The organism is Flavobacterium sp. (genome assembly GCF_036759525.1).
GTDB lineage: Bacteria > Bacteroidota > Bacteroidia > Flavobacteriales > Flavobacteriaceae > Flavobacterium.
Window position 1 is genome coordinate 41564 of sequence record NZ_DAIOUN010000003.1, and the last position, 24925, is coordinate 66488.

General features: G+C 35.5%; 16 protein-coding genes. 10 read left to right on the plus strand and 6 right to left on the minus strand.

What is annotated here, in order from left to right:
- Nucleotides 1-307: 307 nt before the first annotated feature.
- Nucleotides 308-916 carry a superoxide dismutase gene (locus V7M80_RS03410; RefSeq protein WP_333694056.1) on the minus strand — a complete coding sequence of 203 codons (609 nt, stop codon included), beginning with the start codon at nucleotides 914-916 and terminating at the stop codon, nucleotides 308-310.
- A 105-nt stretch (nucleotides 917-1021) separates the two neighbouring features.
- Between V7M80_RS03410 and V7M80_RS03415 the strand changes: the two genes are divergently transcribed.
- From V7M80_RS03415 to V7M80_RS03430, 4 genes are all read left to right on the plus strand, one after another.
- Nucleotides 1022-4174 carry a UvrD-helicase domain-containing protein gene (locus V7M80_RS03415; protein WP_333694057.1) on the plus strand — a complete coding sequence of 1051 codons (3153 nt, stop codon included), beginning with the start codon at nucleotides 1022-1024 and terminating at the stop codon, nucleotides 4172-4174.
- A gap of 15 nt (nucleotides 4175-4189) precedes the next feature.
- The gene (gene kbl / locus V7M80_RS03420) at nucleotides 4190-5383 is read left to right on the plus strand and encodes a glycine C-acetyltransferase (protein WP_333694058.1); all 1194 of its coding nucleotides are present in this window, start codon (nucleotides 4190-4192) and stop codon (nucleotides 5381-5383) included.
- Nucleotides 5384-5493: 110 nt separating this feature from the next.
- Complete coding sequence (locus V7M80_RS03425) at nucleotides 5494-6876, plus strand: OmpA family protein (RefSeq protein ID WP_333694059.1); 1383 nt, start codon at nucleotides 5494-5496, stop codon at nucleotides 6874-6876.
- 62 nt (nucleotides 6877-6938) lie between these two features.
- Entirely contained in the window at nucleotides 6939-9698 is a 2760-nt protein-coding gene (locus V7M80_RS03430) for a PD-(D/E)XK nuclease family protein (RefSeq protein ID WP_333694060.1), read from the plus strand.
- A 7-nt stretch (nucleotides 9699-9705) separates the two neighbouring features.
- On the opposite strand, the gene V7M80_RS03435 is transcribed toward V7M80_RS03430, so the two are convergent.
- The 4 genes from V7M80_RS03435 to V7M80_RS03450 form a co-directional block, all read right to left on the minus strand.
- The gene (locus V7M80_RS03435) at nucleotides 9706-10497 is read right to left on the minus strand and encodes an alpha/beta fold hydrolase (protein ID WP_333694061.1); all 792 of its coding nucleotides are present in this window, start codon (nucleotides 10495-10497) and stop codon (nucleotides 9706-9708) included.
- 13 nt (nucleotides 10498-10510) lie between these two features.
- Entirely contained in the window at nucleotides 10511-11707 is a 1197-nt protein-coding gene (locus V7M80_RS03440; RefSeq protein ID WP_333694062.1) for a hypothetical protein, read from the minus strand.
- A 1-nt stretch (nucleotide 11708) separates the two neighbouring features.
- Complete coding sequence (locus V7M80_RS03445) at nucleotides 11709-11969, minus strand: hypothetical protein (protein WP_333694063.1); 261 nt, start codon at nucleotides 11967-11969, stop codon at nucleotides 11709-11711.
- Nucleotides 11970-12085: 116 nt separating this feature from the next.
- Entirely contained in the window at nucleotides 12086-13378 is a 1293-nt protein-coding gene (locus V7M80_RS03450) for an aminopeptidase P family protein (RefSeq protein ID WP_333694064.1), read from the minus strand.
- 125 nt (nucleotides 13379-13503) lie between these two features.
- Here V7M80_RS03450 and V7M80_RS03455 point away from each other — a divergent pair, with 125 nt between their 5' ends.
- From V7M80_RS03455 to V7M80_RS03480, 6 genes are all read left to right on the plus strand, one after another.
- Nucleotides 13504-16326, plus strand: coding sequence for a WD40/YVTN/BNR-like repeat-containing protein (locus tag V7M80_RS03455; protein WP_333694065.1), 2823 nt, complete (start codon nucleotides 13504-13506; stop codon nucleotides 16324-16326).
- 97 nt (nucleotides 16327-16423) lie between these two features.
- Nucleotides 16424-17212: a ChaN family lipoprotein gene (locus V7M80_RS03460; protein WP_333694339.1), complete on the plus strand. Its 789-nt coding sequence runs from the start codon at nucleotides 16424-16426 to the stop codon at nucleotides 17210-17212.
- Between the two features lie 178 nt (nucleotides 17213-17390).
- On the plus strand, nucleotides 17391-18257 hold the full coding sequence (locus tag V7M80_RS03465) for a succinate dehydrogenase cytochrome b subunit (RefSeq protein ID WP_333694066.1): 867 nt from the start codon (nucleotides 17391-17393) through the stop codon (nucleotides 18255-18257).
- A 17-nt stretch (nucleotides 18258-18274) separates the two neighbouring features.
- Nucleotides 18275-20284: a fumarate reductase/succinate dehydrogenase flavoprotein subunit gene (locus V7M80_RS03470; protein WP_333694067.1), complete on the plus strand. Its 2010-nt coding sequence runs from the start codon at nucleotides 18275-18277 to the stop codon at nucleotides 20282-20284.
- Between the two features lie 8 nt (nucleotides 20285-20292).
- Nucleotides 20293-21051 (plus strand): succinate dehydrogenase/fumarate reductase iron-sulfur subunit, encoded by a 759-nt coding sequence (locus V7M80_RS03475; protein WP_333694068.1) that lies wholly within the window; start codon nucleotides 20293-20295, stop codon nucleotides 21049-21051.
- Nucleotides 21052-21357: 306 nt separating this feature from the next.
- Entirely contained in the window at nucleotides 21358-24183 is a 2826-nt protein-coding gene (locus V7M80_RS03480; protein ID WP_333694069.1) for a GH92 family glycosyl hydrolase, read from the plus strand.
- 134 nt (nucleotides 24184-24317) lie between these two features.
- Here V7M80_RS03480 and V7M80_RS03485 read toward each other — a convergent pair whose 3' ends face one another.
- Complete coding sequence (locus tag V7M80_RS03485; RefSeq protein WP_333694070.1) at nucleotides 24318-24884, minus strand: hypothetical protein; 567 nt, start codon at nucleotides 24882-24884, stop codon at nucleotides 24318-24320.
- Between the last annotated feature and the right edge of the window lie 41 nt (nucleotides 24885-24925).

A 24925-nucleotide genomic window follows, 5' to 3' on the forward strand; every position in this document is an offset into this window, starting at 1 on the left:
GTTTATGGTAGATTTGGGGCAAAAAGGGTGGAAGTAATTCCACCTTTTTTATTTTATTCCCTTTTCAATTTGCTTCAATAACCCACAAAATCCTTCATTACACACTCAGATTGCTAAATGTTAAAATTATAAAGGCTTTATACTATTAAGGCTCGGTATTACGTTGTATATTTGTATTTACCATAGTACGCACGGTTAAGTTTATGGTAGATTTGGGGCAAAAGGGTGGAAGCAATTCCACCTTTTTATTTAAAAAAAGCGGTGATAGTTTAAACTATCACCGCTTTTTGTTTTAAATAAACTAAAATTATTTATCAGTTGCATAACGTCTGGAAACTTCAGACCAATTGATAACATTAAAGAAAGCTTCAATGTAGTCGGGTCTTCTATTTTGGTAGTGCAAATAATAAGCATGTTCCCAAACATCCATACCCAATATCGGAGTTCCGCCACATCCTACACCCGGCATAAGCGGATTGTCTTGATTTGGAGTTCCACAAATGTCAAGTTTACCTCCCGGTTGAACACATAAGAATGCCCAACCTGATCCAAATTGCGTTGCCCCTGCTTTGGCAAATTTGGCTTTAAATTCAGCAAAACTTCCAAAATCTCTTTCAATAGCATCAGCCAATTCTCCGGTAGGTTCTCCACCGCCATTAGGCGACATGATGCTCCAAAACAAATTGTGGTTGTAAAATCCACCGCCATTATTTCGAACAGCGGCATTGGTTTTGTCTAGATTGATAAGGATGTTTTCAATAGTTTTCCCCTCCATGTCTGTACCTGCAATTGCTGCATTTAAATTTGTGGTGTAAGCCGCATGGTGTTTGGAATGGTGAATTTCCATTGTGCGAGCATCAATATGTGGTTCTAATGCATCGTATGCATAAGGTAATTTAGGTAATTCGAAAGCCATAATATAATTTTTTATGTTTGACAATAGTTGCATCAAATTTAAAGAATTAACTTTGGAATAAGAAATTCTATTTGCTAATTGTTCTATTGTCAAAAATTATAGCCTTTGAAAACGCCTGCTTTTTCCATATATGATGCCTCTGCCGGATCGGGTAAAACTTTTACGTTGGTAAAAGAATATTTAAAAATTATTCTTACTTCAGACCGTGATGATGCATACAAAAACATATTGGCGATTACCTTTACCAATAAAGCGGTAGGAGAAATGAAAGCAAGAGTTGTAGAAACCCTTTCTGAATTTGCAAAAGAGGTGCCTAGCCCAAAAGCTCAGAATGTTCTTCTTGAAATTCTCAAGGAAACCAGCTTAACTCCGGAGCGAATTAAACAAAAATCAAAAATTATTATTCGAAATATCATTCATAATTATGCTTCATTTGATATTTCAACTATTGATAAGTTTACCCACCGAGTCATACGTGCTTTTGCTCACGATTTGAACTTGCCGTCTACTTTTGAAGTTTCCTTAGAAACCGATAATTTACTTCAAGAAGCAACAGATGCCGTGATTGCCATGGCGGGCGAAGAAGATTTTTTAACTCAGGTTTTAATTGATTTTTCTCTTGAAAAAACAGACGAGGATAGATCTTGGGATATTACTCGCGATATCAAAGAAATGTCCAAGTTGCTTACCAATGAAAACAACAGATCTGAGATGGATCTTTTTAAAGAAACAACCGTTGTAGAGTTTGTTACAGTCAAAAAAAAATTGACAGAACAGAGTATGTTTCTTTCAAATTCCATTCAAAAGAAGGCTCAAGAGACCTTACAAATTATACATTCAAATCATTTAAATGCCAAATCTTTTTACCGTTCCATAGTTTATAATATTCTAGTTAAACTGGCAAATGGGGTGATGGAATTAAAACAAACTTATTTCGATTATTTAGAAGAGGGCAAGAGGTATTCCAAAGTTACTCCAAAAAACGAACAAGAAGCTTTAGATTCATTGGCTCCGGAGTTGATTCGTATTGGAGAAGAATTGGAAAAAGCTTTAGGAAACTATTTTTTGGTTACCGCTTTTTTAAAAAATATTGTACCGCTTTCGCTTCTCAATCGGGTTAGTCAAGAACTGGCAAAAATTCAAGAGGAACAAAACATTGTATCGATATCAGAATTTAATGCTATTATCCATAATGAAATTCAAAATCAGCCCTCACCTTTTATTTATGAACGCATGGGCGAAAGATATAAGCACTTTTTTATAGACGAATTTCAAGATACTTCAGAATTACAGTGGGAAAATTTAATACCACTCATAGACAATGCGTTATCTAGTGAAGACCTAAATCAAGAACGTGGTTCTTTACTTATTGTGGGCGATCCGAAACAGTCAATTTACAGGTGGAGGGGAGGAAAAGCAGAGCAATTTATTGCGTTAAGTCAATGCAACAATCCTTTTGTAAATCCGGACAAAAAATTGTTTCATTTGCAAACCAACTGGAGAAGCTACTCTCAGATTATTGCTTTTAATAATGCGTTTTTTAAATTTTTATCCGGAAATTTTACCAATCCGGATTATAAAAATTTATATGAAAACCAAAGCAGTCAGTTTGAAAACGATAAAAAAGGAGGTTATGTCAACCTTTCCTTTGTGCCAAACACTTCCGAATCGGAAGAGGTATTGGATAAAAGTCAGTTTTATTTGGAGGCCGTTTTGCAATTGATTCAGAAGCTGAAAAACCAAAATTTTGATTACCAAGATATTGTAGTATTAACCCGAAAAAAAGAGCCCGGGACTTTAATTGCCGCTTTTTTAACCGAGAATGGAATTCCTATTGTTTCATCAGAATCTTTGTTGCTTCAGAATTCTACAGATGTGATGTTTTGTATCACCACTTTACGTCTTCTCAAAAACGGAAACGACAAAGAAGCTAAGGCTGCTTTTCTCTATTATTTATCTCAAAAAAAACAAAACACCCTTGAAAAACATGATTTTATTGTTCAAGGAATGAACTGGGAAACCGAGACGGCATTTGAAAATGGATTGCGTAATTATGGGTTTGATTTTTCTTTTTCTGCATTGCGAAAAAAAAGTTTATATGAAGTAGTCGAAATCATTATAAAAGAATTTATAAAGCCCCAATTTTCCAATGCCTACCTTCAAGATTTTTTGGATCGAGTTTTGGAACGAAACGTTAAAAACCAATCCGGTATTTCGGATTTTTTACAGTATTGGGATAAACAAAGTAAAAATTTCAGTATTCCTTCACCGGAAGGAAATAACGCCATACGAATTATGACAATACATAAATCCAAAGGATTGGAGTTTCCGGTGGTTATATTTCCTTTTGCAGAGGAGAGTTACAGCTCTTCTCCCAAAGAACTATTATGGGTTAAACCCAATCAAGATTTGATTCCGTTACCCAGAATTCTAATTAATCAATCCAAAAGTGTCTCAACATTTGGTGCAGAAGCGGCTGCCCTCTATGAACAAAAAAATGAAGAAATATTACTAGACAACACGAATATACTCTATGTAGCTTTAACTCGTGCAGAAGAACAGTTGTATGTAATTTCAAGAATGATTTTAAACAAAGAAGGAAAGGCTTCTGCAAACAACATGTCTTCTTTTTTTATAAATTTTCTGGAAAATCAAGATCGATTCAACCCCGAAGTCTTTGAATACGATTGGGGAAATCCGGAGAGAGTTTCAGTCCCCAAAAACAACAAACGGGTTTTAATACCCATAGCTCAAACCGAAACAGAATTGAATAGCAAAGCCATAAAAATTGCCCAGCGAGAATCTTTGATGTGGGGTACCAAACAACAAGACGCTATAGCATACGGGAATTTGATACATGAATTGGCTTCTTATATAAAAACCAACAACGATATACCCAAAGCCGTTTTAAAAGGTATAGAAAAGGGTTTGATTACGGTATCGCAATCGGATGCGATAACTCATTTGCTAAACGAAATTTGTTTTCATCCGGAGTTGGAAGTTTTTTTTAGCACCCACAAACAAGTACGAAATGAGCAGTCTATTGTGTCCCCATCTGGATTTGAATTAAAACCCGATAGGATTGTTATAGACAATAAAAATCAAGTTTACTTGTTAGATTACAAAACAGGAGAAAAGACAACTAAACACCAACAGCAATTAAATTCTTACGCCAATTTGTTAAACGAGATGGGATATACAGTAGTTAAAAAAGTATTGGTTTACATTGGTGATCATCTGGAAATAGTAACTTTGTAAAAAATTATTCAAAACATGTACGGTAAAATTCAACAACATTTACAAAACGAACTTCAAGCAATTCAAGACAATGGTTTGTTTAAAAAAGAAAGGATTATTACAACTCCACAAGGTGCCGAAATTCAAATAGCCACCGGGGAAAAGGTGCTAAATTTTTGTGCCAATAATTATTTAGGTCTTTCCTCACATCCCGAAGTAGTTCAAGCGGCCAAAAATGCATTGGACTCTCATGGCTTCGGAATGTCTTCTGTGCGTTTTATTTGTGGGACTCAAGATATTCATAAGGAATTAGAACAAAAAATAGCTCAGTTTTATGGTACCGAAGACACTATTTTATATGCGGCAGCATTTGATGCAAATGGAGGTGTTTTTGAGCCGCTTTTGGGGGAAGAAGATGCGATTATTTCAGATAGTTTAAATCATGCTTCAATTATAGATGGAGTTCGTTTATGTAAAGCAGCTCGTTATCGTTATGAAAACAATAATATGGCCGATTTAGAACAACAACTTATCAAAGCCAATCAAGAAGGGCGACGGTTTAAACTAATTGTAACAGATGGTGTTTTTTCAATGGACGGTCTAGTAGCACCTTTGGATAAAATATGCGATTTGGCCGACAAATATGATGCTTTAGTAATGGTAGACGAATGCCATGCTGCCGGATTTATCGGAGCAACCGGTAAAGGGACCTTGGAGGCTAAAGGCGTAATGGGACGTGTTGACATTATAACCGGCACCTTAGGAAAAGCTTTGGGCGGGGCTATGGGAGGTTATACAACAGCTAAAAAAGAAATTATCGAAATTTTAAGACAACGTTCCAGACCGTATTTGTTTTCCAATTCATTAGCTCCCTCTATCGTTGGTGCTTCTCTGAAAGTATTCGAATTGTTGGAAAAAGACACCAAACTGAGAGACCAATTAGAATGGAATACCAATTATTTCAAAAACGGAATGAAAGCTGCAGGTTTTGATATTATTGAGGGTGATTCTGCTATTGTTCCGGTTATGTTGTATGATGCCAAGTTGTCTCAAGTCATGGCAGATGAGTTGTTGAAAAAAGGGATTTATGTAATTGGATTTTTCTTTCCAGTGGTTCCAAAAGGCAAGGCAAGAATTAGGGTTCAGTTATCTGCTGCCCATACGCAAGAACATTTAGACAAAGCTATTAAAGCGTTTACTGAAGTAGGAAAATCATTGAAAGTCATTTAATTTGGCTTACAATTCTTATTAAATTTTTAGGGTTTAGTTTTGTAGTTATTAGAAAACGCCTTATTTTTGCAATCAATTAACAATGTAGTGTAATCAAAACAAAAACAAGTATGAGACATCTTAACAAATTAGTTGTAGCTATCTTTATGTTTGCCGGGTTAGCCTCGCAAGCACAGGATAAAAACAATCCTTGGGCATTAACCATTGGTACAAATGCTTTAGACGGAGGAAGAGTAAGTGCTGCTCAAAGCATTGAAAATCAATTTTCTGAGTATTTCAATGCCAATGATTTTTGGAGCTTTGTTCCATCGGTATCTTATTTAACAGTATCTAAGTATGTAGGAGATAATTTCTCTTTCGGAATTACTGGATCTTTTAACAAAATTACAAAATTCGTAAGCCCTAAAGTTGGTGGAGAATATGTAGTTACAAATCCTGAGTTTTTATATTATGGAATTGATGGTGCCATCAACTACAGTGTTGGAACTTTCTTCAAAACGTTAGAGCCTTCTTTACACATTGGTGGAGGTTATACTTTCTTAGAAGATAACAGTGCCGGTACTGTAAATGGAGGTTTAGGTTTAAACATATGGTTCTCTGAAACTGTAGGTTTATCTTTACGTTCTACTTACAAGCATTCATTTGAAGACGACAGAACGGTTATGCCTTCTCACATGCAACACTTTGCGGGTCTTACTTTCAAATTTGGAGGGAAAGATACAGACGGTGATGGAATTTATGACAAAGATGATGCTTGTCCGGATACTTTCGGTTTAAAACAATTCAATGGTTGTCCTGATACAGATGGTGACGGAATCCAAGATAAAGACGATGCTTGTCCTGATACATTTGGTTTAGCTGAATTCCAAGGATGTCCTGATACAGATGGAGATGGTATTGCTGATAAAGATGATGCTTGTCCTGAAGTAAAAGGATTAAAAGAATTAAAAGGATGTCCAGATGCAGACGGTGATGGAATTGCTGATAAAGATGACAAATGTCCTAACGAAAAAGGGCCAAAAGAAAACAACGGATGTCCATGGCCAGATAGAGATGGTGACGGAGTTCTTGATAAAGACGATAAATGTCCGGATGTAAAAGGTACGGTTGCTAACAACGGTTGTCCTGAAGTTACTGAAGAAGCTGTGAAAAAATTAAACGAATTTGCTAAATCAATTTTGTTTGACACAGGTAAATCAACTATTAAATCTGGTTCTTTTGAAACTTTAGCCGCTATCAAAAATGTAATGAATCAATATCCTAATGCAAGATTTAGAATAGAAGGTCACACTGATAGCACAGGTAGATTAGCTACTAACGAAAGATTATCAAAAGAAAGAGCTGCAGCTGTTAAAGATTATTTAATTGCTAACGGTGTAGAAGCTTCTAGATTAGAATCTGAAGGTTATGGTCCATCAAGACCTGTTGCTGATAACAAAACAGCTGCCGGAAGAGCACAAAACAGAAGAACTGAGGTTGTAGTTATTAAATAATTACATTTCAAATAAATTCAAAAAACGCTCCGATTTTCGGGGCGTTTTTTTATTTTTATACTATGAATTCAGAATCCTTTTTACATAAAGTAGCACAACAAATCTTACTTAAACAACAAAACTCATCATATGAGGTGGTAGTAATATTACCCAATAAACGAGCTAGAGTTTTTTTGGTTAATGCTTTTAAAACTGTAATTCAGAAACCCACCTTTGTTCCTCAAATACTTAGCATTGAAGAGTTTATTCAAGATATTGCCGGAATTCGAAGTATAGATTCGGTTACTTTGTTATTTGAATTTTTTGCTGTATACAATGAAATTACCCCAAAAGAGGAATTGCAAACGTTTGAGCAATTTGCCCATTGGGCTAAAAATTTAATTCAAGATTTTAATGAAATAGACCGTTATCTTTTGAACCCAAATCATGTTTTTTCTTATTTAAAAGACATTGAAGCCATAAAAAGATGGAATTTAAACCCTGATGAAACCACACAACTCATTCAAAAATATTTGCATTTTTGGGAGCAAATGCCTCATTATTACAGTGCTTTTTATGCTCATTTATTAGCCAAAGGAAAAGGTTACCAAGGGTTGATTTATCGTGAAGCAGTAGAAAATTTACAGCATTTTACTCATTCGCAAAAAGATTCCTTTTTTTTATTTGCAGGATTTAATGCTTTAAATCAAGCCGAAGAGAAAATAGTACAACATCTGCTATCTTTAGATCAAGCCCAAATACTTTGGGATACAGAAGAAATTTTCCTCACAGATTCGTTTCATGATGCGGGTTATTTTGCCCGAAAAATTAAAAAAAATTGGAGTTATTATAAAAGTCATCCTTACCAATGGATATTTAATGCCTTTCAAACGGAAAAGAACATCCAGATTATTGGTACCCCAAAAACAATTGGCCAAGCTAAAATAGTAGGCAACATAGTTGAAAATTTACAGAAAGAACAGTCTCTAGATCAAATTGCAATTGTTTTAGGTGAAGAAAACATGTTTATTCCTTTATTGCATTCTTTACCGGATTCTGTATCAAAACTTAATATCACTATGGGTTTCCCGGCCAAGAGTAATCCGGTACAAATTTTAATTTCAAATCTTTTTAAGTTGCATCATAATGCGGTTAAAAGAAATCCAAAGGCTTATGTTTTTTACTATAAAGATATTTTAGACCTTTTACAGCATGCATTGGTTGAACCCTATATCTCCTGTCAAAAGCTGATTCAGAGAATCAACCAAAACAATTATACGTTTATAACTCATCATAGTTTCTTAGAAATAAGTCAAAATGAGGAGCCCTATTTTTCATTGTTATTCTCCAAATGGCCATCAAAACCTTTGGAAATCCTAGACCAATTATTGGCAATTCTATTGCATATTAAGGCTGTTTTAAAGACTGAGAATGAAAACGATAGAATTACATTGTCTTTTTTGTATTCTATTTATAAGGTTTTGCAGCAATTAAAAACGTATTGCGAAGAATATCCCTATGTCAACACCTTAGAAGGTTTGTATGCCTTGTATAAACAGAGTGTTGATTTGGCCGAAGTTTCTTTTGAAGGCGAACCTTTGGAGGGCTTACAAATTATGGGTGTACTTGAAAGTAGGGTTTTAGATTTTAAAAATGTAATAATTACCTCTCTAAATGAAGGAATTTTTCCGGCCGGAAAATCTCAAAATTCCTATATTCCATTAGATGTTAAAAGAGAATTAGGTTTGCCTACCTACAAAGAGAAAGATGCCATTTATACCTATCATTTTTATCATTTGTTGCAAAGAGCTCAAAATATTTTTCTTTTGTACAATACCGAATCCGAAGGATTAGATGCCGGTGAAAAGAGCAGATTTATCACTCAAATTGAAGTAGAAAAACATCCCAATCATAATTTAAGTCATCAAATTTACAACGCCATTCTCCCCGAAAAGCCTCATGAACCCATGATTGTAGAAAAATCGGAAAAAGTTGTACAACGACTTAGAGAAATGGCAGAAAACGGATTTTCTCCATCAACCTTAACTACTTACATTCGAAATCCGATTCAGTTTTATTTGCAAAGAATTTTGAAAATTTCCGAAGTAGAAGAGGTTGAAGAAAGTATTGCTGCCAATACCTTTGGAACCATTATCCATGGAGCTTTGGAAGCTTTATATCGCCCCTTTTTAAATCAAAAAATGGAAGTTTCAATGGTTGAAAAGATGTTGCAGCTCCTAGAAGAAGAAGTTGCTCACCAATTTAAAAAAGAATACAGAGAGGGTGAAATTTCTAAAGGCAAAAATTTGTTAGCTTTTGAAGTGGCCAAAAGAAACGTTTTCAACTTTTTACAGTTTGAAAAAAGATTACTCGAAGAAGGAGATGATTTAGAAGTTTTGTTTTTGGAGCAAAATTTTGAATTTGAGTGGGTTGATGACCGCTTGCCATTTCCCATTAAAATTAAAGGGAATGTAGACCGCATTGAACGACGAAACGGGGTCTTGAGAATCATTGATTACAAAACCGGAAAGGTTGAACAAAGTAGTTTATCTATAACCTATTGGGACGAATTAACCTCTGATATCAAGAATGATAAAATCATTCAATTGTTGTGTTACGCTTTGATGATTCAACCTTATTTTACGGATAAATTGGTAGAGGTTGGGATTATTTCGTTTAAAAATTTAAAAGCAGGTTTTATGCCTTTTCAAATTAAAGAAGATAAAAAAGTAGTAGCACAAACGGTTGATGCTACTGTATTATCTGAATTTCAAACACAGTTAGCTCAACTTATTCTTGAAATTTTTAATACTGAAATTCCTTTTGAAGAACGAATAGTATAACTAAAAATTACTTGATTTTTTTTAAAAAATTCAATAAAACTTTTTTCAATTCCGCTTCATTTTCAATGTGACTCATATGACCATCCGGAAAAGTAACCATTTCAACTTTGGTGTTTTCAATTTGATCCAAACTGTCTTCATAGTTTAAAACACCATCTTTTTTTCCTAAAATCAGCAGCATCGGATACGGAGCAAAATGAAGAATGACTTCTCTGTCTTTCCTGATTTTCATGCCTTCTAAAGCCGCAACAATACCTTGCAATGGTGTTTTTAAAGCTTCTTGGCGAACGGTTTCAATAATCTCTTCCAAACGTTCTCTATTGTCTTCACTAAATAAATTCCCAATAGACATGCGAACAAAAGCCGTGTGATTTTGTTTCACGGCAGCAATGGCTCGGTCTCTATTGGCTTTGCGTTCTTCACTGTCTGCTCTTGAAGTAGAATTGAGTAAAACCAACCCTTTCATATTGTCCGGATACAATTCGGCGAAAGCCAAAGCTACATAACCACCCATAGAATGACCAATGAAAGTGGCTTTCCGAATTTTAAGTTCGTGCAAAACGTGATGAACCATGTCGGCTTGATCTTCCATCGTGTGAATGTATCCTAAACTTTCGGATGCTCCATGACCCAATAAATCTAGGGCAATGACTCGATGTTTCTTGGAAAATTCAGGAATAAAAGCTTCCCACATCGATAGGTTTTCCAAAAAACCGTGCAACAAAACCAAAGCCGTTCCTTTCCCGGTATCGGTGTAGTTGATTTTGGTTTTTTTGAAATTTAAAATTCTTTCAGACATTAATATTCATATTTTATTCATTCTTGTTTTTACTCATAAAAATGCCATAAACCAAAAGAACAGAAAGAGCTATAAGAACAGTAGCTACAAATTTTGTTATTTCAAAAATCCAAAGATATGGTGTTAAGAAAAATAGTGTAATAAAGAAAATATCTTTGAGTTCTGTTTTATCATCTGTTTTTTTTATCTTTAATAACTGAGTAATATAATTCAAAAAAATTGACATAATCAACAATGAGGTTATTGAAAATATAATTTTACTTGTTATTGAATAAAAATATCTAATATCTATTTGTAGAAAGGGTAAAACTATAAGGCCCAAAATAATTATAAAGTATATAATTTTAATAAAGTTGTATAGATTACCTTTCCAATAATTAACTTTATTTGAAGTTTTTATATAAGTAAAATTTATATTCAAAATGTTTTCGTTAGATAAAACGAGTAAGTTGCCATCTATAGATTTTTTGAATACCTTTTTGTTTAAATAATCTCTATGTAATGAATAGATATTATCTTCATTTTCTATTGATTTTTCAATTTCATTTATCTTATTTTCCTCACTTTTTTCTATAGATATAAATTTATATACATTAGATAAAACTATATTTTCTAATTTATTGTCTTTATCTAAAATGAAATTATTTAATATTCCTCTATATAACTCCTCCTTTGAATTGTTTTTCACAAGAACATCTACAAAGGTTGTGTAAACATCACCAATCTTTCTATTTATTCCATTTTCCTTGTATGCCTGTGAGAGATAATGCCAGTTGTTTTTAAATTTAAAAATCGAATATCTATCTAGAGATAATGTCCTAATGATATTGTGAGATAAGAAGCCTAAAACAACAGAAATAAAATAAATTACAAATATTAAAGTCAAAAAATTAACAAATTCTGTTTCATTAGTAAAAGAATTTGGAAATTCATTGTTTGATAAACTCTCGAAAATTGATGAGATTTTTTTAAAGTCTATCCCTTCAAGAGGTTTAAGACTAAAAGTTATATCCAGTATATAGAAAATAAATGAAACAGAGCTTAGACACACTAAACTAAGAAATAAAGTCCACAAGAATCTTTCAAGTAAATTTCCTTGTTCAAATTGATTACCAAATTGTCCAGAAAAATAAAATTTTCTGAATAAAACACCTGGAAATAAAAATACCATTATAATTATAATGGTATTTAGTGCAATATTTACATTCAATTTATTCTATTGATATAATTAAAGATTCTTTGTTTGATAATGAAATTTCTTTCTGTTTGATTTTTTTGTTTTTTCTCAAATATTCAACAGTTTCATTAAATAGAATTTCGTCTTTCGGATTTTCCAAAATTTTATAAATTTCAATATTGTTTTTCTCAGAATCACTAACATTTGACATGTCAAGACTATTAAAGATTTTGACAACAACATTGTCTAAATTTTTATAAATTTTTTTTACTAAAATTAAATTTAAATCAATCATAAGTAATATGAATTCATATGTAAAGTTACAAATAAATTTATTTAAACCAAAAAAAGTTAAAAAAACGACTCACATACCAGCGAGTCGCCTTTAAACTCTTAAACTATTAAACCAAACTATACATTCATAATCGATTCAATCTCCTCCGCTTCAATGGGAATATTTCGCATCAAGTTAAAGGGTTCGCCGGTTTTTTGAATAACTACGTCGTCTTCCAATCGTATTCCAAAACCTTCATTAGGAATGTAAATTCCGGGTTCAACCGTAAAAACCATATTAGCTTGCATCGGTTCGTGTAGTAGTCCATAGTCGTGCGTATCCAATCCCAAATGATGCGAGGTACCGTGCATGAAATATTTTTTATAAGCCGGCCATTCCGGATTTTCATTTTGTACATCGGTTTTGTCTATAAGACCCAAACCTAACAATTCCGAAGTCATGATTTTGCCCACTTCTACATGGTATTCTTTCCATAATGTGCCGGGAACCAGCATTTTTGTTGCTTCATTTTTTACCCGTAATACGGCATTGTACACTTCTTTTTGTCTTTCGGTAAAACGACCGGAAACCGGAATCATTCGCGTCATATCACTGGAATAATTGGCATATTCGGCACCTACATCCAACAAAATCAAATCGCCTGCTTTGCATTGCTGATTGTTTTCAATGTAATGCAACACATTGGCATTATTTCCCGAAGCAATAATGGGTGTGTAAGCAAACCCTTTGGAACGATTGCGTAAAAATTCATGAGCAAATTCGGCTTCAATTTCATATTCCATGACATTCGGCTTCACAAACGATAACACTCTTCTGAATCCTTTTTCGGTAATATCACAAGCTTTTTGAAGTAAATCAATTTCTTCACTCTCCTTTACAGATCGTAAACGTTGTAAAATCGGATTGCTTTTTTCTACTTTATGAGCCGGGTAGTTTTCTTTCCACCATTTGATAAAACGAGCTTCTCGTGTTTCGGTTTCAATGGAAGCCCGATAATGTTCGTTGGTGTTGATGTACATCGTGTCGGCATAAGACATAACTTCTTTCAATACCTTATAAAAATCGGTTAACCAGTACACCGTTTTAATTCCTGAAACTTCAAATGCTCGCTCTTTTGTTAGTTTTTCACCTTCCCAAATAGCAATATGTTCATTGGTTTCTCTTAAAAATAAAATTTCTTTTAAGTGTGGGTAAGGTGCGTCAGGGAATAACAACAAAATACTTTCTTCCTGATCTACTCCAGATAAATAAAGAATATCTCGATGTTGAGCAAATGGCAAGGTAGAGTCTGCACTTACCGGATAAATATCGTTTGAATTAAAAACAGCAACACCATTGGGTTTCATTTGAGCGGTGAATTTAGCTCTATTTTTAATGTATAAATTGCGATCAATTGGATGGTATTTCATGATGTGATGAATAAGTGATGTAAAAATCAAAATTACTAAGATTACAACGATTTGAAGTAAATTCGACTCTAAAATTTTGTTAACCGTTCATTTATAACTAAATTTCCGTACTAAAAAACCTTAGAATGAATCGAATCAAACTTACTTTAGGGCTTTTACTATTGGCTTTCTATTTAGGGGCTCAAAATAAACCTTTAAACCCTGAATCTTCATGGGTTAAAAATATTCCTTTTGAAAGTGTAGGGCCCTCTATTATGAGCGGAAGAGTAGTTGATGTAGAAGTTAATCCCGATAACCCAACAGAATTTTACGTGGCATACGCATCCGGTGGATTGTGGTATTCCAATACAAACGGTATGAGTTTTATACCCGTTATGGATTCGGCACCAACCAATAATGTTGGTGAAATTGCTGTAGATTGGAAAAACGGAATTTTATGGGTGGGAACCGGAGAACACAATGCCTCGCGTTCTTCGTATGCCGGAATCGGGATTTTGAAATCTACCGATAAAGGAAAAACATGGAAAAATATGGGTTTAACCGACAGTCATCACATTGGAAAAATTGAATTAAATCCCAACAACCCCAATGAGATTGTTGTAGGTGTAACCGGACATTTGTATTCTAAAAATAAGGAACGCGGGATTTACAAATCTATAGACGGTGGTAATTCATGGAATCAAACTTTATATATAGATGATGAAACCGGAATTATTGATATTTCTGTTTCTTCAAAAAACTTCAATATTCAATATGCTGCAGCATGGAAAAAAGATAGAAAAGCATGGAATTTTTTGGGTAATGGATCAACCTCAGGAATTTATAAAAGTGAAGACGGAGGCAATTCTTGGCAATTGATTTCTACTCAACTTAGCGGTTTTCCAACCGGAGAAGGTGTAGGACGTATCGGTTTGGCAGCTTTTGATGATACAACCGTTTATGCGGTTTTGGATAATCAAAACCGAAGACCTGCAAATTCAACTTCAAAAAACTCCTTGCCCGAAATGTTTAGTGTTCCGGGTGATGTGTTTTTGCAAATTCCGGATAAAGAATTGAATTCTTACCTAAAAAAACAAGGATATACCGAAAAATACAGAGCTCAAAATTTAAAAAATTGGGTGAAGGAGGGAACGATGAAACCGGAGGAAGTGAAAAAGCTGGTTTTAGATGCCAATAAAGCCCTGTTTGAAACCGAAGTTATAGGAGCCGAAGTTTATAAATCTAACGATGGTGGAAAAACGTGGCAAAAAACCCATTCAGATTTTATAGACGATTTTTATTATTCTTATGGATACTACTTTGGTAGGATTGCGGTAGATTTAAATAATTCCAATAAAATTTACCTATCCGGTGTACCGATTTTAAAATCGGATGATGGCGGAAAAACTTTTGTATCAATTAATCGAGAAAATGTACATGTAGATCATCATATCGTATGGGTAAACCCCAATAAATCGGGTCATTTAGTTAATGGAAACGATGGCGGACTCAATATATCGTATGATGATGGAGCTAATTGGATTAAATGCAATTCTCATGGGGTAAGTCAGTTTTATTCGGTGAATGTTGATTACCAAAAGCCGTATAACATTTATGGCGGGATGCAAGATAACGGAGTTTGGGTAGGGCCAAGTAATTACAAGTATGATGTAGAATGGCATCAAGAAGGGAAATATCCCTATGAAAATCTAATGGGAGGCGATGGGATGCAAACCCAAATAGATCGAAGAAATCCAAACGTGGTTTTTACTGGATTTCAATTTGGCAATTACTATCGAATAGACCGAAGTAAAAATGAAAGAAAGTATATTTCACCTAAATCTAAGAAAGACGAAAAGCCATTGCGTTTTAATTGGCAAACCCCAATTTTACTTTCGTCACACAATCAGGATATTTTATACATGGGTTCGCAGTATTTGCATAGATCTTTTGATCAAGGTGAAACGTGGTCAAAAATTTCCCCCGATTTAACCCAAGGTGGAAAAGACGGGAATGTGGCCTATGGAACGCTTACTACCCTTAGCGAAAGCAAACAACAGTTCGGATTAATTTATGTAGGTAGTGATGATGGTTTAGTACATGTTACCAAAGATGGTGGAGTTAATTGGAAAACAATTTCATCAACATTTCCTAAAGATTTGTGGGTTTCCAGAGTGGTGGCTTCAACTCATAAAACCGAACGTGTTTATGTTACTTTAAACGGATACCGTTGGGATGATTTTACAGCCTATGTTTATGTCTCGGATGATTATGGCTTAACATGGCAATCTATTGCTCCAAACTTGGAAACACTATCGGTAAACGTTTTGGTAGAAGATACTGTAAATCCCAATATATTGTATTTAGGTTCTGATAACGGGGTTTATATTTCTTTTGATCGGGGTAAAAATTGGCAATCCTTTACTAACGGAATGCCTCCTGTAGCGGTTCATGATATGGTTATTCAAACTGAGGCCAAAGATTTGGTAGTGGGAACGCACGGAAGATCTATTTATAAGTTAAATTTAAGCACAATTCAACAATTAGATGAAACAACTTTAGATTCAGATTTAAAAGTTTTTTCTCTTGAAGCAATGAATTACTCAACAAACTGGGGCAATACTTGGAGCAAGTGGCTTCCGGCATATGAGCCTAAACTTCAAGTGAACTATTATGCCAAAAATCAGGGAATGGTAACCATTCAAGTGATTCATAGTAACGGAGTTGTAGTCTATGAAGATATGCAAATGGCAACATCCGGAATTAACATTTGGAATTACACCTTAGAAATTTCGAAAACAGGAGCAGAAAAAGGGTTGAAGAAAGATAAAAAAGCAAATTTTAAACCCTCTAAAAACGGAAAGACCTATCTTATACCAGGAACCTATCAAGTGGTAATTACTCAAGGAAAAGTAATCCAAAAAACAGCATTTGAAATCATCAAAACTGAAAAGAATGAAAACCAATAGATTTTCAAATACAACTCCTGTACTTAGCTTTGACAAAGCTTTTAAGGGGCTGATTTTATTTTTTTTAATAGCTACTTCTACGGTAGCCCAAAACAAAATGCCGTATCAGATTTTTGATAAAAAAGGTAAAAAAGTATCCTATCAAAAACTTCTAAAAGCAGCCGAAATATCAGAAGTTGTTTTATTTGGAGAATATCATGACAATTCGGTTGTTCATTGGTTGCAACTTGAATTTACCAAAGATTTAGCCGATAAAAAACCCTTAGTGCTCGGTGCCGAAATGATTGAAGCCGATAATCAAAAGCAATTGAATCAGTATTTAAACGGAGAAATTAATCAAAAACAATTTGATACAACGGCTCGTTTGTGGAATAACTACAAAACCGATTATAAACCTTTAGTTGATTTTGCGAAGTCAAAACGATTTCCTTTTATCGCAACCAATGTTCCCAGACGATATGCCAGTGTGGTTTTTAAAAAAGATTTTTCAGGCTTAGACGATTTGTCAGCCGAAGAGAAAGCCTGGATAGCTCCGTTACCCATTCCATTTGACATTACTTTACCGGGTTATCAAAAAATGTTAGAAATGATGGGAGGTCATGCCGGTGAAAAAATGCCTAAAGCCCAAGCCCTTAAAGACGCTACAATGGCTTATTTTATAATTCAAAATTTAAAACCAAGTACTGTTTTTGTACATTTCAATGGAACGTATCACAGTGATTTTTTTGAAGGAATCAATTGGTATATCTATCAATACAGAAAAGAAACGAAAATAGTTACTATCGCAACTGTTGAACAAAAGGACATCAATCAATTAGAACCCGAACATTTCAATAAAGCCGATTTTATTCTCGTAATAGACGAAGACGTGACCAAAACGTATTGATTACCAAAGTCTCATTTTGTGAAATTTAGGGTTTAAGCCATTTCAGTTTTAAAAGAGTATTCAACACATGTTAATCCTTCTTTAAAATCACTTTAAATTAGAGCGAAAAGGTTGTAGTTAAAATGAAATAACTGTAAATTTGTGTGAAATTTTTAAAAATTTATTTTACACAAACATTATGGCAAAATCTGCACTTTTAAAGTCATCTATCGGAAAAAAATACTGGATGGCTCTTACGGGTTTATTTTTATGCTTGTTTTTAGTAGGTCATTTGGCGGGTAACTTGCAGTTACTTGTACCAAACAGTCAGTTGCAATTCAATCAATATGCATTGTTTATGACTACTAATCCGGCAGTTAAAATTCTTTCTTATCTTACTTACATTTCTATTTTGTTCCACGCTGTGGATGGAATTTTATTGACCATTCAAAACAAAAAAGCCAGACCTATTGGCTATGCCAAATCAAACCCTGCTGCAAATAGTGGTTTTGCATCTAGAAATATGGCTGTTTTGGGAACATTGGTTTTGGTTTTTATTGCAACTCACATGACTAATTTTTGGGCCAAAATGCATTTTGATAAAAATATGCCTTTGATGACCCAAACCATTCAAGTAAATGGCCAGCCCAATGAATTCTACGTAGGCAGAAGCGTTGGTCAATATTACATGACCAGTCAGGTTCAGCTGGAAAATGAAGTGGTTGACGAAAATAACCCGCCCAAGCAACTTAAGGTGAAAAACGGTACAGATTTATACAATGTTCAAGCCGATGTGAAAATTGGTGAACTTTATAAAGATTTGTACAAGATAACATTCGATTTTTTCAAAGATGCAAAATGGGGACTTTATTTTACTTTATTCTATGCTTTTTCTATGTTGGCTTTAGCTTTTCATTTGTGGCATGGTTTCCAAAGTGCTTTCCAATCATTGGGTGTAAATAGCTCAAAGTGGACTCCAATTATAAAGTTTTCAGGTAAAGCTTTTGCTGTAATTGTTCCTTTATTGTTTGCCATCATCCCTTTATACATTCATTTTACTAAATAATCAACATCAGCTATATTATGAAGTTAGATTCTAAAATACCGGAAGGTCCAATTGCTCACAAATGGACAAACCACAAAAATCATTTAAAATTAGTTGCTCCCAATAACCGTCCCAAAATTGATATTATTGTTGTAGGAACCGGATTAGCCGGAGCTTCTGCGGCTGCATCTTTTGGCGAAATGGGTTATAATGTGAGTGCTTTTTGTTTTCAAGATTCACCCCGAAGAGCTCACTCTATTGCGGCTCAAGGTGGAATTAACGCAGCCAAAAATTATCAAAATGATGGGGATAGTGTGTACCGACTTTTTTATGATACAATAAAAGGAGGGGATTACCGTGCTCGTGAAGCCAACGTTCACCGTTTAGCCGAAGTTTCTGGAAGCATCATCGACCAATGTGTGGCTCAAGGTGTTCCTTTTGCTCGTGAATATGGCGGTATGTTGGACAACCGTTCTTTCGGTGGAACACAAGTACAACGTACGTTCTACGCTGCCGGTCAAACGGGACAACAATTATTATTAGGAGCGTATTCTGCTTTGTCTAGACAAATCGGTTTAGGCCGTGTGAAAATGTACAACCGCCACGAAATGTTAGAATTGGTAAAAGTGGACGGAAAAGCCCGCGGAATCATTGCCCGTAATTTAATTACCGGAGAATTAGAAAGACATTCTGCTCATGCTGTAATTATAGCATCAGGAGGTTACGGAAATGTGTATTTCCTTTCTACCAATGCCATGGGGAGTAACGTAACCGCTTCATGGAAAATTCACAAACAAGGAGCGTTATTTGCCAATCCTTGTTTTGTGCAAATTCACCCAACGTGTATTCCGGTTCACGGAACCAATCAGTCGAAATTAACCTTAATGTCTGAATCATTGCGTAATTCCGGACGTATTTGGGTGCCTAAAAAGAAAGAAGATGCCGAAGCAATTCGTGCCGGAAAATTAAAACCAACGCAAATTGCTGAAGAAGATAGAGATTATTTCTTAGAAAGAAGATATCCTGCGTTTGGTAACTTAGTGCCTCGTGACGTAGCTTCCAGAGCTGCCAAAGAGCGTTGTGATGCCGGTTACGGAATTGAAGCTAACGACACCAATGAAGGCGTTTATCTTGATTTCTCTACCGAAATTAAAAGTAAAGGAAAACAAGCTGCTTATGCTCAAGGAAATCACAATCCTTCTGAAGAAGAAATCATCAAATTAGGTAAAAAATGGTTGGAAGAAAAGTACGGAAACTTGTTCACCATGTACCAAAAAATTACCGATGAAAATCCATATGAAACCCCGATGAAAATTTATCCGGCCGTGCATTACACGATGGGTGGTGTTTGGGTAGATTATAATTTACAATCTACAATTCCGGGTTGTTTTGTGGCTGGAGAAGCGAATTTCTCGGATCACGGAGCTAATAGATTAGGAGCTTCGGCTTTAATGCAAGGTTTAGCCGATGGGTATTTCGTATTACCTTACACCGTTTCCAACTATTTAGCAGATGAAATCAGAACCGGAAAAATTTCGACTGATTTGCCTGAATTTGCTGAAGCAGAAAACAATGTAAAAAACCAAATTGACAAGTTTTTAAATAATAACGGTACCAAAACGGTTGACCATTTCCACAAACGTTTAGGATTAATCATGTGGAATAAAGTTGGAATGGCTCGTAACGAACAAGGTTTAAAACAAGCCATTGCTGAAATTGCTCAATTGAAAGAGGAATTCCATAATGAAGTATTTGTTCCGGGAAGTGCAGATGAGCTAAACCCTGAATTGGAGAAAGCTCTTCGCGTAGCCGATTTTATCGAACTCGGACAATTAATGGCAATGGATGCGTTGCAACGTAACGAATCATGTGGAGGTCATTTCCGCGAAGAATACCAAGATGCCGAAGGCGAAACACTTCGTGATGACGAAAACTTCAAATTTGTGGGAGCTTGGGAATATAAAGGTTCAGACATTTCAAAAGCCGTATTACACAAAGAAGAATTGAAGTACGAAGAAATCAAAATTGCAGCCCGTAATTATAAATAATTAGTATTATGTCAACAGCAAAAAATATAAATATAACCTTGAAGATTTGGCGTCAAAAGAATGCTAAAACGAAAGGTGGAATCGAAACGTACAAACTAGATAATGTTTCAACAGCGAGTTCGTTCTTGGAAATGTTAGACCAATTAAACGAACAATTAGTAAACGAAAGAAAAGAACCGGTTGCGTTCGATCACGACTGTCGTGAAGGAATCTGCGGAAGCTGTTCCTTATACATCAACGGACGTGCTCACGGACCGGATACCGGAATCACCACTTGTCAATTGCATATGCGTATGTTCAACGACGGCGATACCATTTATGTTGAACCCTGGAGAAGTAAAGCGTTCCCGGTAATCAAAGATTTGGTGGTAGACAGAAGTGCGTTTGACCGTATCCAACAAGCCGGTGGTTTCGTATCGGTAAACACTTCCGGAAGAACGATTGATGCCAATTCACTTCCTGTACCCAAAGACGACGCAGACAAAGCCTTCATGGCAGCAGCTTGTATTGGTTGTGGAGCTTGTGTGGCCACTTGTAAAAACGGTTCTGCGATGTTGTTCGTTGGAGCTAAAGTGTCGCAATATGCTCTTTTACCACAAGGAAAAGTAGAAGCAACAGAACGCGTTCTAAACATGGTGCGTCAAATGGACGAAGAAGGTTTCGGAAACTGTACCAACACCGGTGCTTGTGAAATCGAATGTCCAAAAGGTATTTCGTTAGAAAACATCGCCCGCATGAACCGCGAATATTTAAAGGCGAGTTTGTAAAATAATTTACACCCGTATATTAAAAGCATTCAGCACCAGTTGAATGCTTTTTTTGTGGGCGTTTACGGGCTTTCCGTTACAAGGCCTCACCCAAAAACGCAATTTTCTAAAGGCACAAAAGAGCTTCCGTTGGTCGCTTTTTGTTCCTAATAAAATTTGCATTTTTGAGCTCCGGGCTTTTCACTACAATCCCTAACGCAAATCCTGCTCAACAAGAAATTTTAGTATATTTGAAGAACAAACAACAATTTCAACTTACATCTGACAGGTTTCCAAAACCTGTAAGGTGTAAAAACTAAACTAACCATGCGAATTTATATTCTTTCAGTATTTCTTTTCATTAGCGGACTAACTTTCAGTCAAAACTACCAACAATACGTTAATCCCTTCATCGGAACCGGCGGAACCGGACACACCTTTCCCGGAGCTACTGTACCATACGGAATGGTGCAACTTTCCCCCGATACAAGAATCGACGGCAGTTGGGAAGGCTGCTCCGGTTATCATTATTCCGATAATCGCATTTATGGTTTCTCGCACACGCATCTCAACGGAACCGGTGTTTCCGATTATGGTGATATTTTGCTAATGCCCACCATGGGCGAACCTTCTTTTGACAACAAAATCTATTCTTCCACTTTTTCACATAAAAATGAAAAAGCTTCTGCCGGATTTTATGCCGTTAAATTAGATAAACACAACATCGATGTGCGATTAACTACTTCTACACGAGTAGGTTTTCATGAATATACTTTCAATGAAAGCGGTCAAGCCAACATCATTTTAGACTTAAATCACCGTGATATTTTATTGGAGGGTAGAATCCGAGTAATTGATGATAAAACCATAGAAGTTCTAAGAAGAAGTGAAGCTTGGGCTCGCGACCAATATGTTTATGCCAGAATTGAGTTTAATGTTCCTTTGAAAGTTAATTTAGTCAAAGGTGAAAATACCAAACTAGAAGGTTTGTATAAAGGGACTGAACTTGCCCTTAGTTTCTCCAAAAAAGTCAAAAAAGGTGACAAAATACTCGTAAAAGTAGCCCTTTCACCCACAGGATACGAAGGTGCACAACTCAACAGTACCGAAATTCCCCATTGGGACTTCAACAAAGTCAAAAAAGCAGCAGAAGAATTATGGAACAAAGAACTATCTAAAATAGAAGTTACTTCCAACGATAAAAACAAACTGACTATTTTTTATACCGCTTTGTATCACACCATGATGCAACCCAACATCGCTCAGGATTTAGACGGAAAATACCGAGGTCGTGACAATAAAATCCACCAAGCGGAAGGATTTGATTATTATACCGTATTTTCCCTTTGGGATACGTTTCGAGCCGCTCATCCGCTATATACGTTGATTGATAAAAAGCGAACAGCAGATTACATTAATACTTTCATCAAACAATTTGAACAAGGTGGTCGCTTACCCGTTTGGGAACTCGCTTCCAACGAAACCGATTGTATGATTGGCTACCATTCCGTTTCTGTAATTGCCGATGCCATGGTGAAAGGGATTGAAGGTTTTGATTACGAAAAAGCGTATCAAGCCGCCAAATATTCTGCTATGCTCGATCATTTAGGATTGGAGGCCTATAAAAAACAAGGTTTTATTTCCATTGATGACGAACACGAAAGTGTTTCCAAAACCTTAGAATATGCGTATGACGATTGGTGTATCGCTCAAATGGCTCAATTACTTGGTAAAAAGGAAGATTATCAGTATTTTATGCTTCGTTCACAAAATTGGAAAAACCTTTTCAATTGGGAAACCGGATTTATTCAACCTAAGAAAAATGGCGGTTGGGATAAACCTTTTGACCCCAAGGAAGTGAATAACAATTACACCGAAGCCAACGGTTGGCAATACACGTTTTTTGTCCCACAAGACATTCCGGGTATGATAGAAGCTATGGGTGGTGCTGCCAAATTTGAAGCCAAATTAGACGAAATGTTTAATTCTGTTAGTGAAACTTCCGGTCGTCATCAAGTCGATATTACCGGCTTAATTGGGCAATACGCTCACGGAAACGAACCGAGTCATCACGTTGCGTATTTGTACAATTTTGTCAACAAACCCGAAAAAACGAAAGAGAAAGTACATTTTATTTTAGATAATTTCTACAAAAACGACCCAGATGGTTTAATCGGAAACGAAGATTGCGGCCAAATGAGTGCGTGGTATGTATTGAGTGCGATGGGAATTTATAATGTAACTCCGGGACAACCGTTTTGGACGACAACTGAACCGTATTTTGATAAAATGAAAGTGAATTTTGAGGATGGAACGTCAAGAAGCATTGATAAATCAACCAAAGACCGAATGTTTGGTTTAAGTTTAAATGAAATGCCCGACAAAAATAATTTGGTTAGAAATATTTCTGTTGTTCCTGTTATTCAAGCTGAAAGTAAAGCTTTTAAAGATAAAATGACGATTGAAATTTCTCATTCTACTTTATCTGAAAGAAAATTTAGAGGGCAAGCTGTGTTTTACCGAATTATTGATGAATTAAATAAAAATCCGAAATTTGAATTCTATTCAGGTGCATTCGAAATTGATAAAACATCAACAATTGAAACCTATTTTAGAGAATCAATTGAATCAAAAGGACCTTTGAGTGCAACTGTCTCCGCTACCTTCTTCAAAAAACCCAACAATTTCACTATAGACATCCAATCAACCTACAATCCGCAATACCACGCCGGTGGTCCGGAAGGCTTGATTGACGGTATTTTTGGTACAGAAAACTGGCGAAAAGGCGATTGGCAAGGTTATCAATCGCAAGATTTTGAAGCGGTGATTGATATGCAATCCACCCGTGAAATGAGTCAAATTACGGCCAATTTTTTACAAGACACCCGATCCTGGATTTTAATGCCTACAAAAGTAGAGTATTATATTTCCGATGACAACGTGAATTTCACCCTTTTTGACACGCAAAATAACACCATTGACCCGAAAAATTACAATTCCATTATCAATGGATTTAAAAGCGTTAAAAAGCCTGTAAAAGCTCGTTACGTAAAAGTAAAAGCCACCAACTTTGGTAAACTACCCGAATGGCACCAAGGTTTTCCGTTTAATGGGGAGGCGTTTATTTTTGTGGATGAGATTACGGTGGAGTAGATGTGTTTTGTTTTTTTGTTTCAAGTTTCAGGTTTCAGGTTTCAAGTTTGCTTTCCAGTCGCCTTTCCGGCTCATGTCAGGTTTCAAAGCCTTCGACCAAAGAATTCTGTGTTTTCCGTGTTTTCTGTGAGCTACTAATTCTTCCAACCCCAAGGGGAATCAGAACATTCAACGGGTTTAGTTAAATCAAACGAAACCGAAAAAACCCGATCTGTTCCTAATCGTCGAAGATTATAGGTAAAGGTTTTTTCATCCAGCGTAATCCACCACACATTGGTAGATGCGTTGGGCAATAAATCACTTGTTTGTTGGTCCGCCGGAAAAATTTGAATTCTCGATAAACCGGTATTAGAAGAAGTTCCGCCGTATTGTGTAATTTTATCCGGTGAGCCGTCTTCATGGCGATGATCGTGTTTAAGGGTAATCAAACCTTTTTCAAGGGTCAATATCCATGTTCTGGATTTATCTTCCCCGACATAAAACGGAATCCGAATTTGATTGGCTTCACAGCTTTTTACTTGCATGACTAATTTTTTTCCGCGAAAGGAGTCATTTTCAGGAGCGTCTGTGATTTTGCCTTCAAAAGATTTTCCACATAAATTTTGCAATTTTTCCCAAAAATCAACAGAAGAGTTTTGGGGTTGAGCTATTGCTAATACAGGAATAAAACAGAGAATAAAAAGAAATTTTTTTTTCATCATTTTTTTGTGAAGATACGATTTTCAATCGGAAAATAGATTTA

What these genes read in the sequence shown, in the direction of transcription:
- V7M80_RS03425 (WP_333694059.1), top strand. Translation starts at nt 5,494, where the DNA reads ATGAGACATCTTAACAAATTAGTTGTAGCTATCTTTATGTTTGCCGGG.
- V7M80_RS03435 (WP_333694061.1), bottom strand. Translation starts at nt 10,497, where the DNA reads ATGTCTGAAAGAATTTTAAATTTCAAAAAAACCAAAATCAACTACACC.
- V7M80_RS03465 (WP_333694066.1), top strand. Translation starts at nt 17,391, where the DNA reads ATGGCAAAATCTGCACTTTTAAAGTCATCTATCGGAAAAAAATACTGG.
- V7M80_RS03480 (WP_333694069.1), top strand. Translation starts at nt 21,358, where the DNA reads ATGCGAATTTATATTCTTTCAGTATTTCTTTTCATTAGCGGACTAACT.
- V7M80_RS03410 (WP_333694056.1), bottom strand. Translation starts at nt 916, where the DNA reads ATGGCTTTCGAATTACCTAAATTACCTTATGCATACGATGCATTAGAA.
- kbl (WP_333694058.1), top strand. Translation starts at nt 4,190, where the DNA reads ATGTACGGTAAAATTCAACAACATTTACAAAACGAACTTCAAGCAATT.
- V7M80_RS03460 (WP_333694339.1), top strand. Translation starts at nt 16,424, where the DNA reads ATGCCGTATCAGATTTTTGATAAAAAAGGTAAAAAAGTATCCTATCAA.
- V7M80_RS03450 (WP_333694064.1), bottom strand. Translation starts at nt 13,378, where the DNA reads ATGAAATACCATCCAATTGATCGCAATTTATACATTAAAAATAGAGCT.
- V7M80_RS03430 (WP_333694060.1), top strand. Translation starts at nt 6,939, where the DNA reads ATGAATTCAGAATCCTTTTTACATAAAGTAGCACAACAAATCTTACTT.
- V7M80_RS03485 (WP_333694070.1), bottom strand. Translation starts at nt 24,884, where the DNA reads ATGATGAAAAAAAAATTTCTTTTTATTCTCTGTTTTATTCCTGTATTA.
- V7M80_RS03475 (WP_333694068.1), top strand. Translation starts at nt 20,293, where the DNA reads ATGTCAACAGCAAAAAATATAAATATAACCTTGAAGATTTGGCGTCAA.
- V7M80_RS03455 (WP_333694065.1), top strand. Translation starts at nt 13,504, where the DNA reads ATGAATCGAATCAAACTTACTTTAGGGCTTTTACTATTGGCTTTCTAT.
- V7M80_RS03470 (WP_333694067.1), top strand. Translation starts at nt 18,275, where the DNA reads ATGAAGTTAGATTCTAAAATACCGGAAGGTCCAATTGCTCACAAATGG.
- V7M80_RS03445 (WP_333694063.1), bottom strand. Translation starts at nt 11,969, where the DNA reads ATGATTGATTTAAATTTAATTTTAGTAAAAAAAATTTATAAAAATTTA.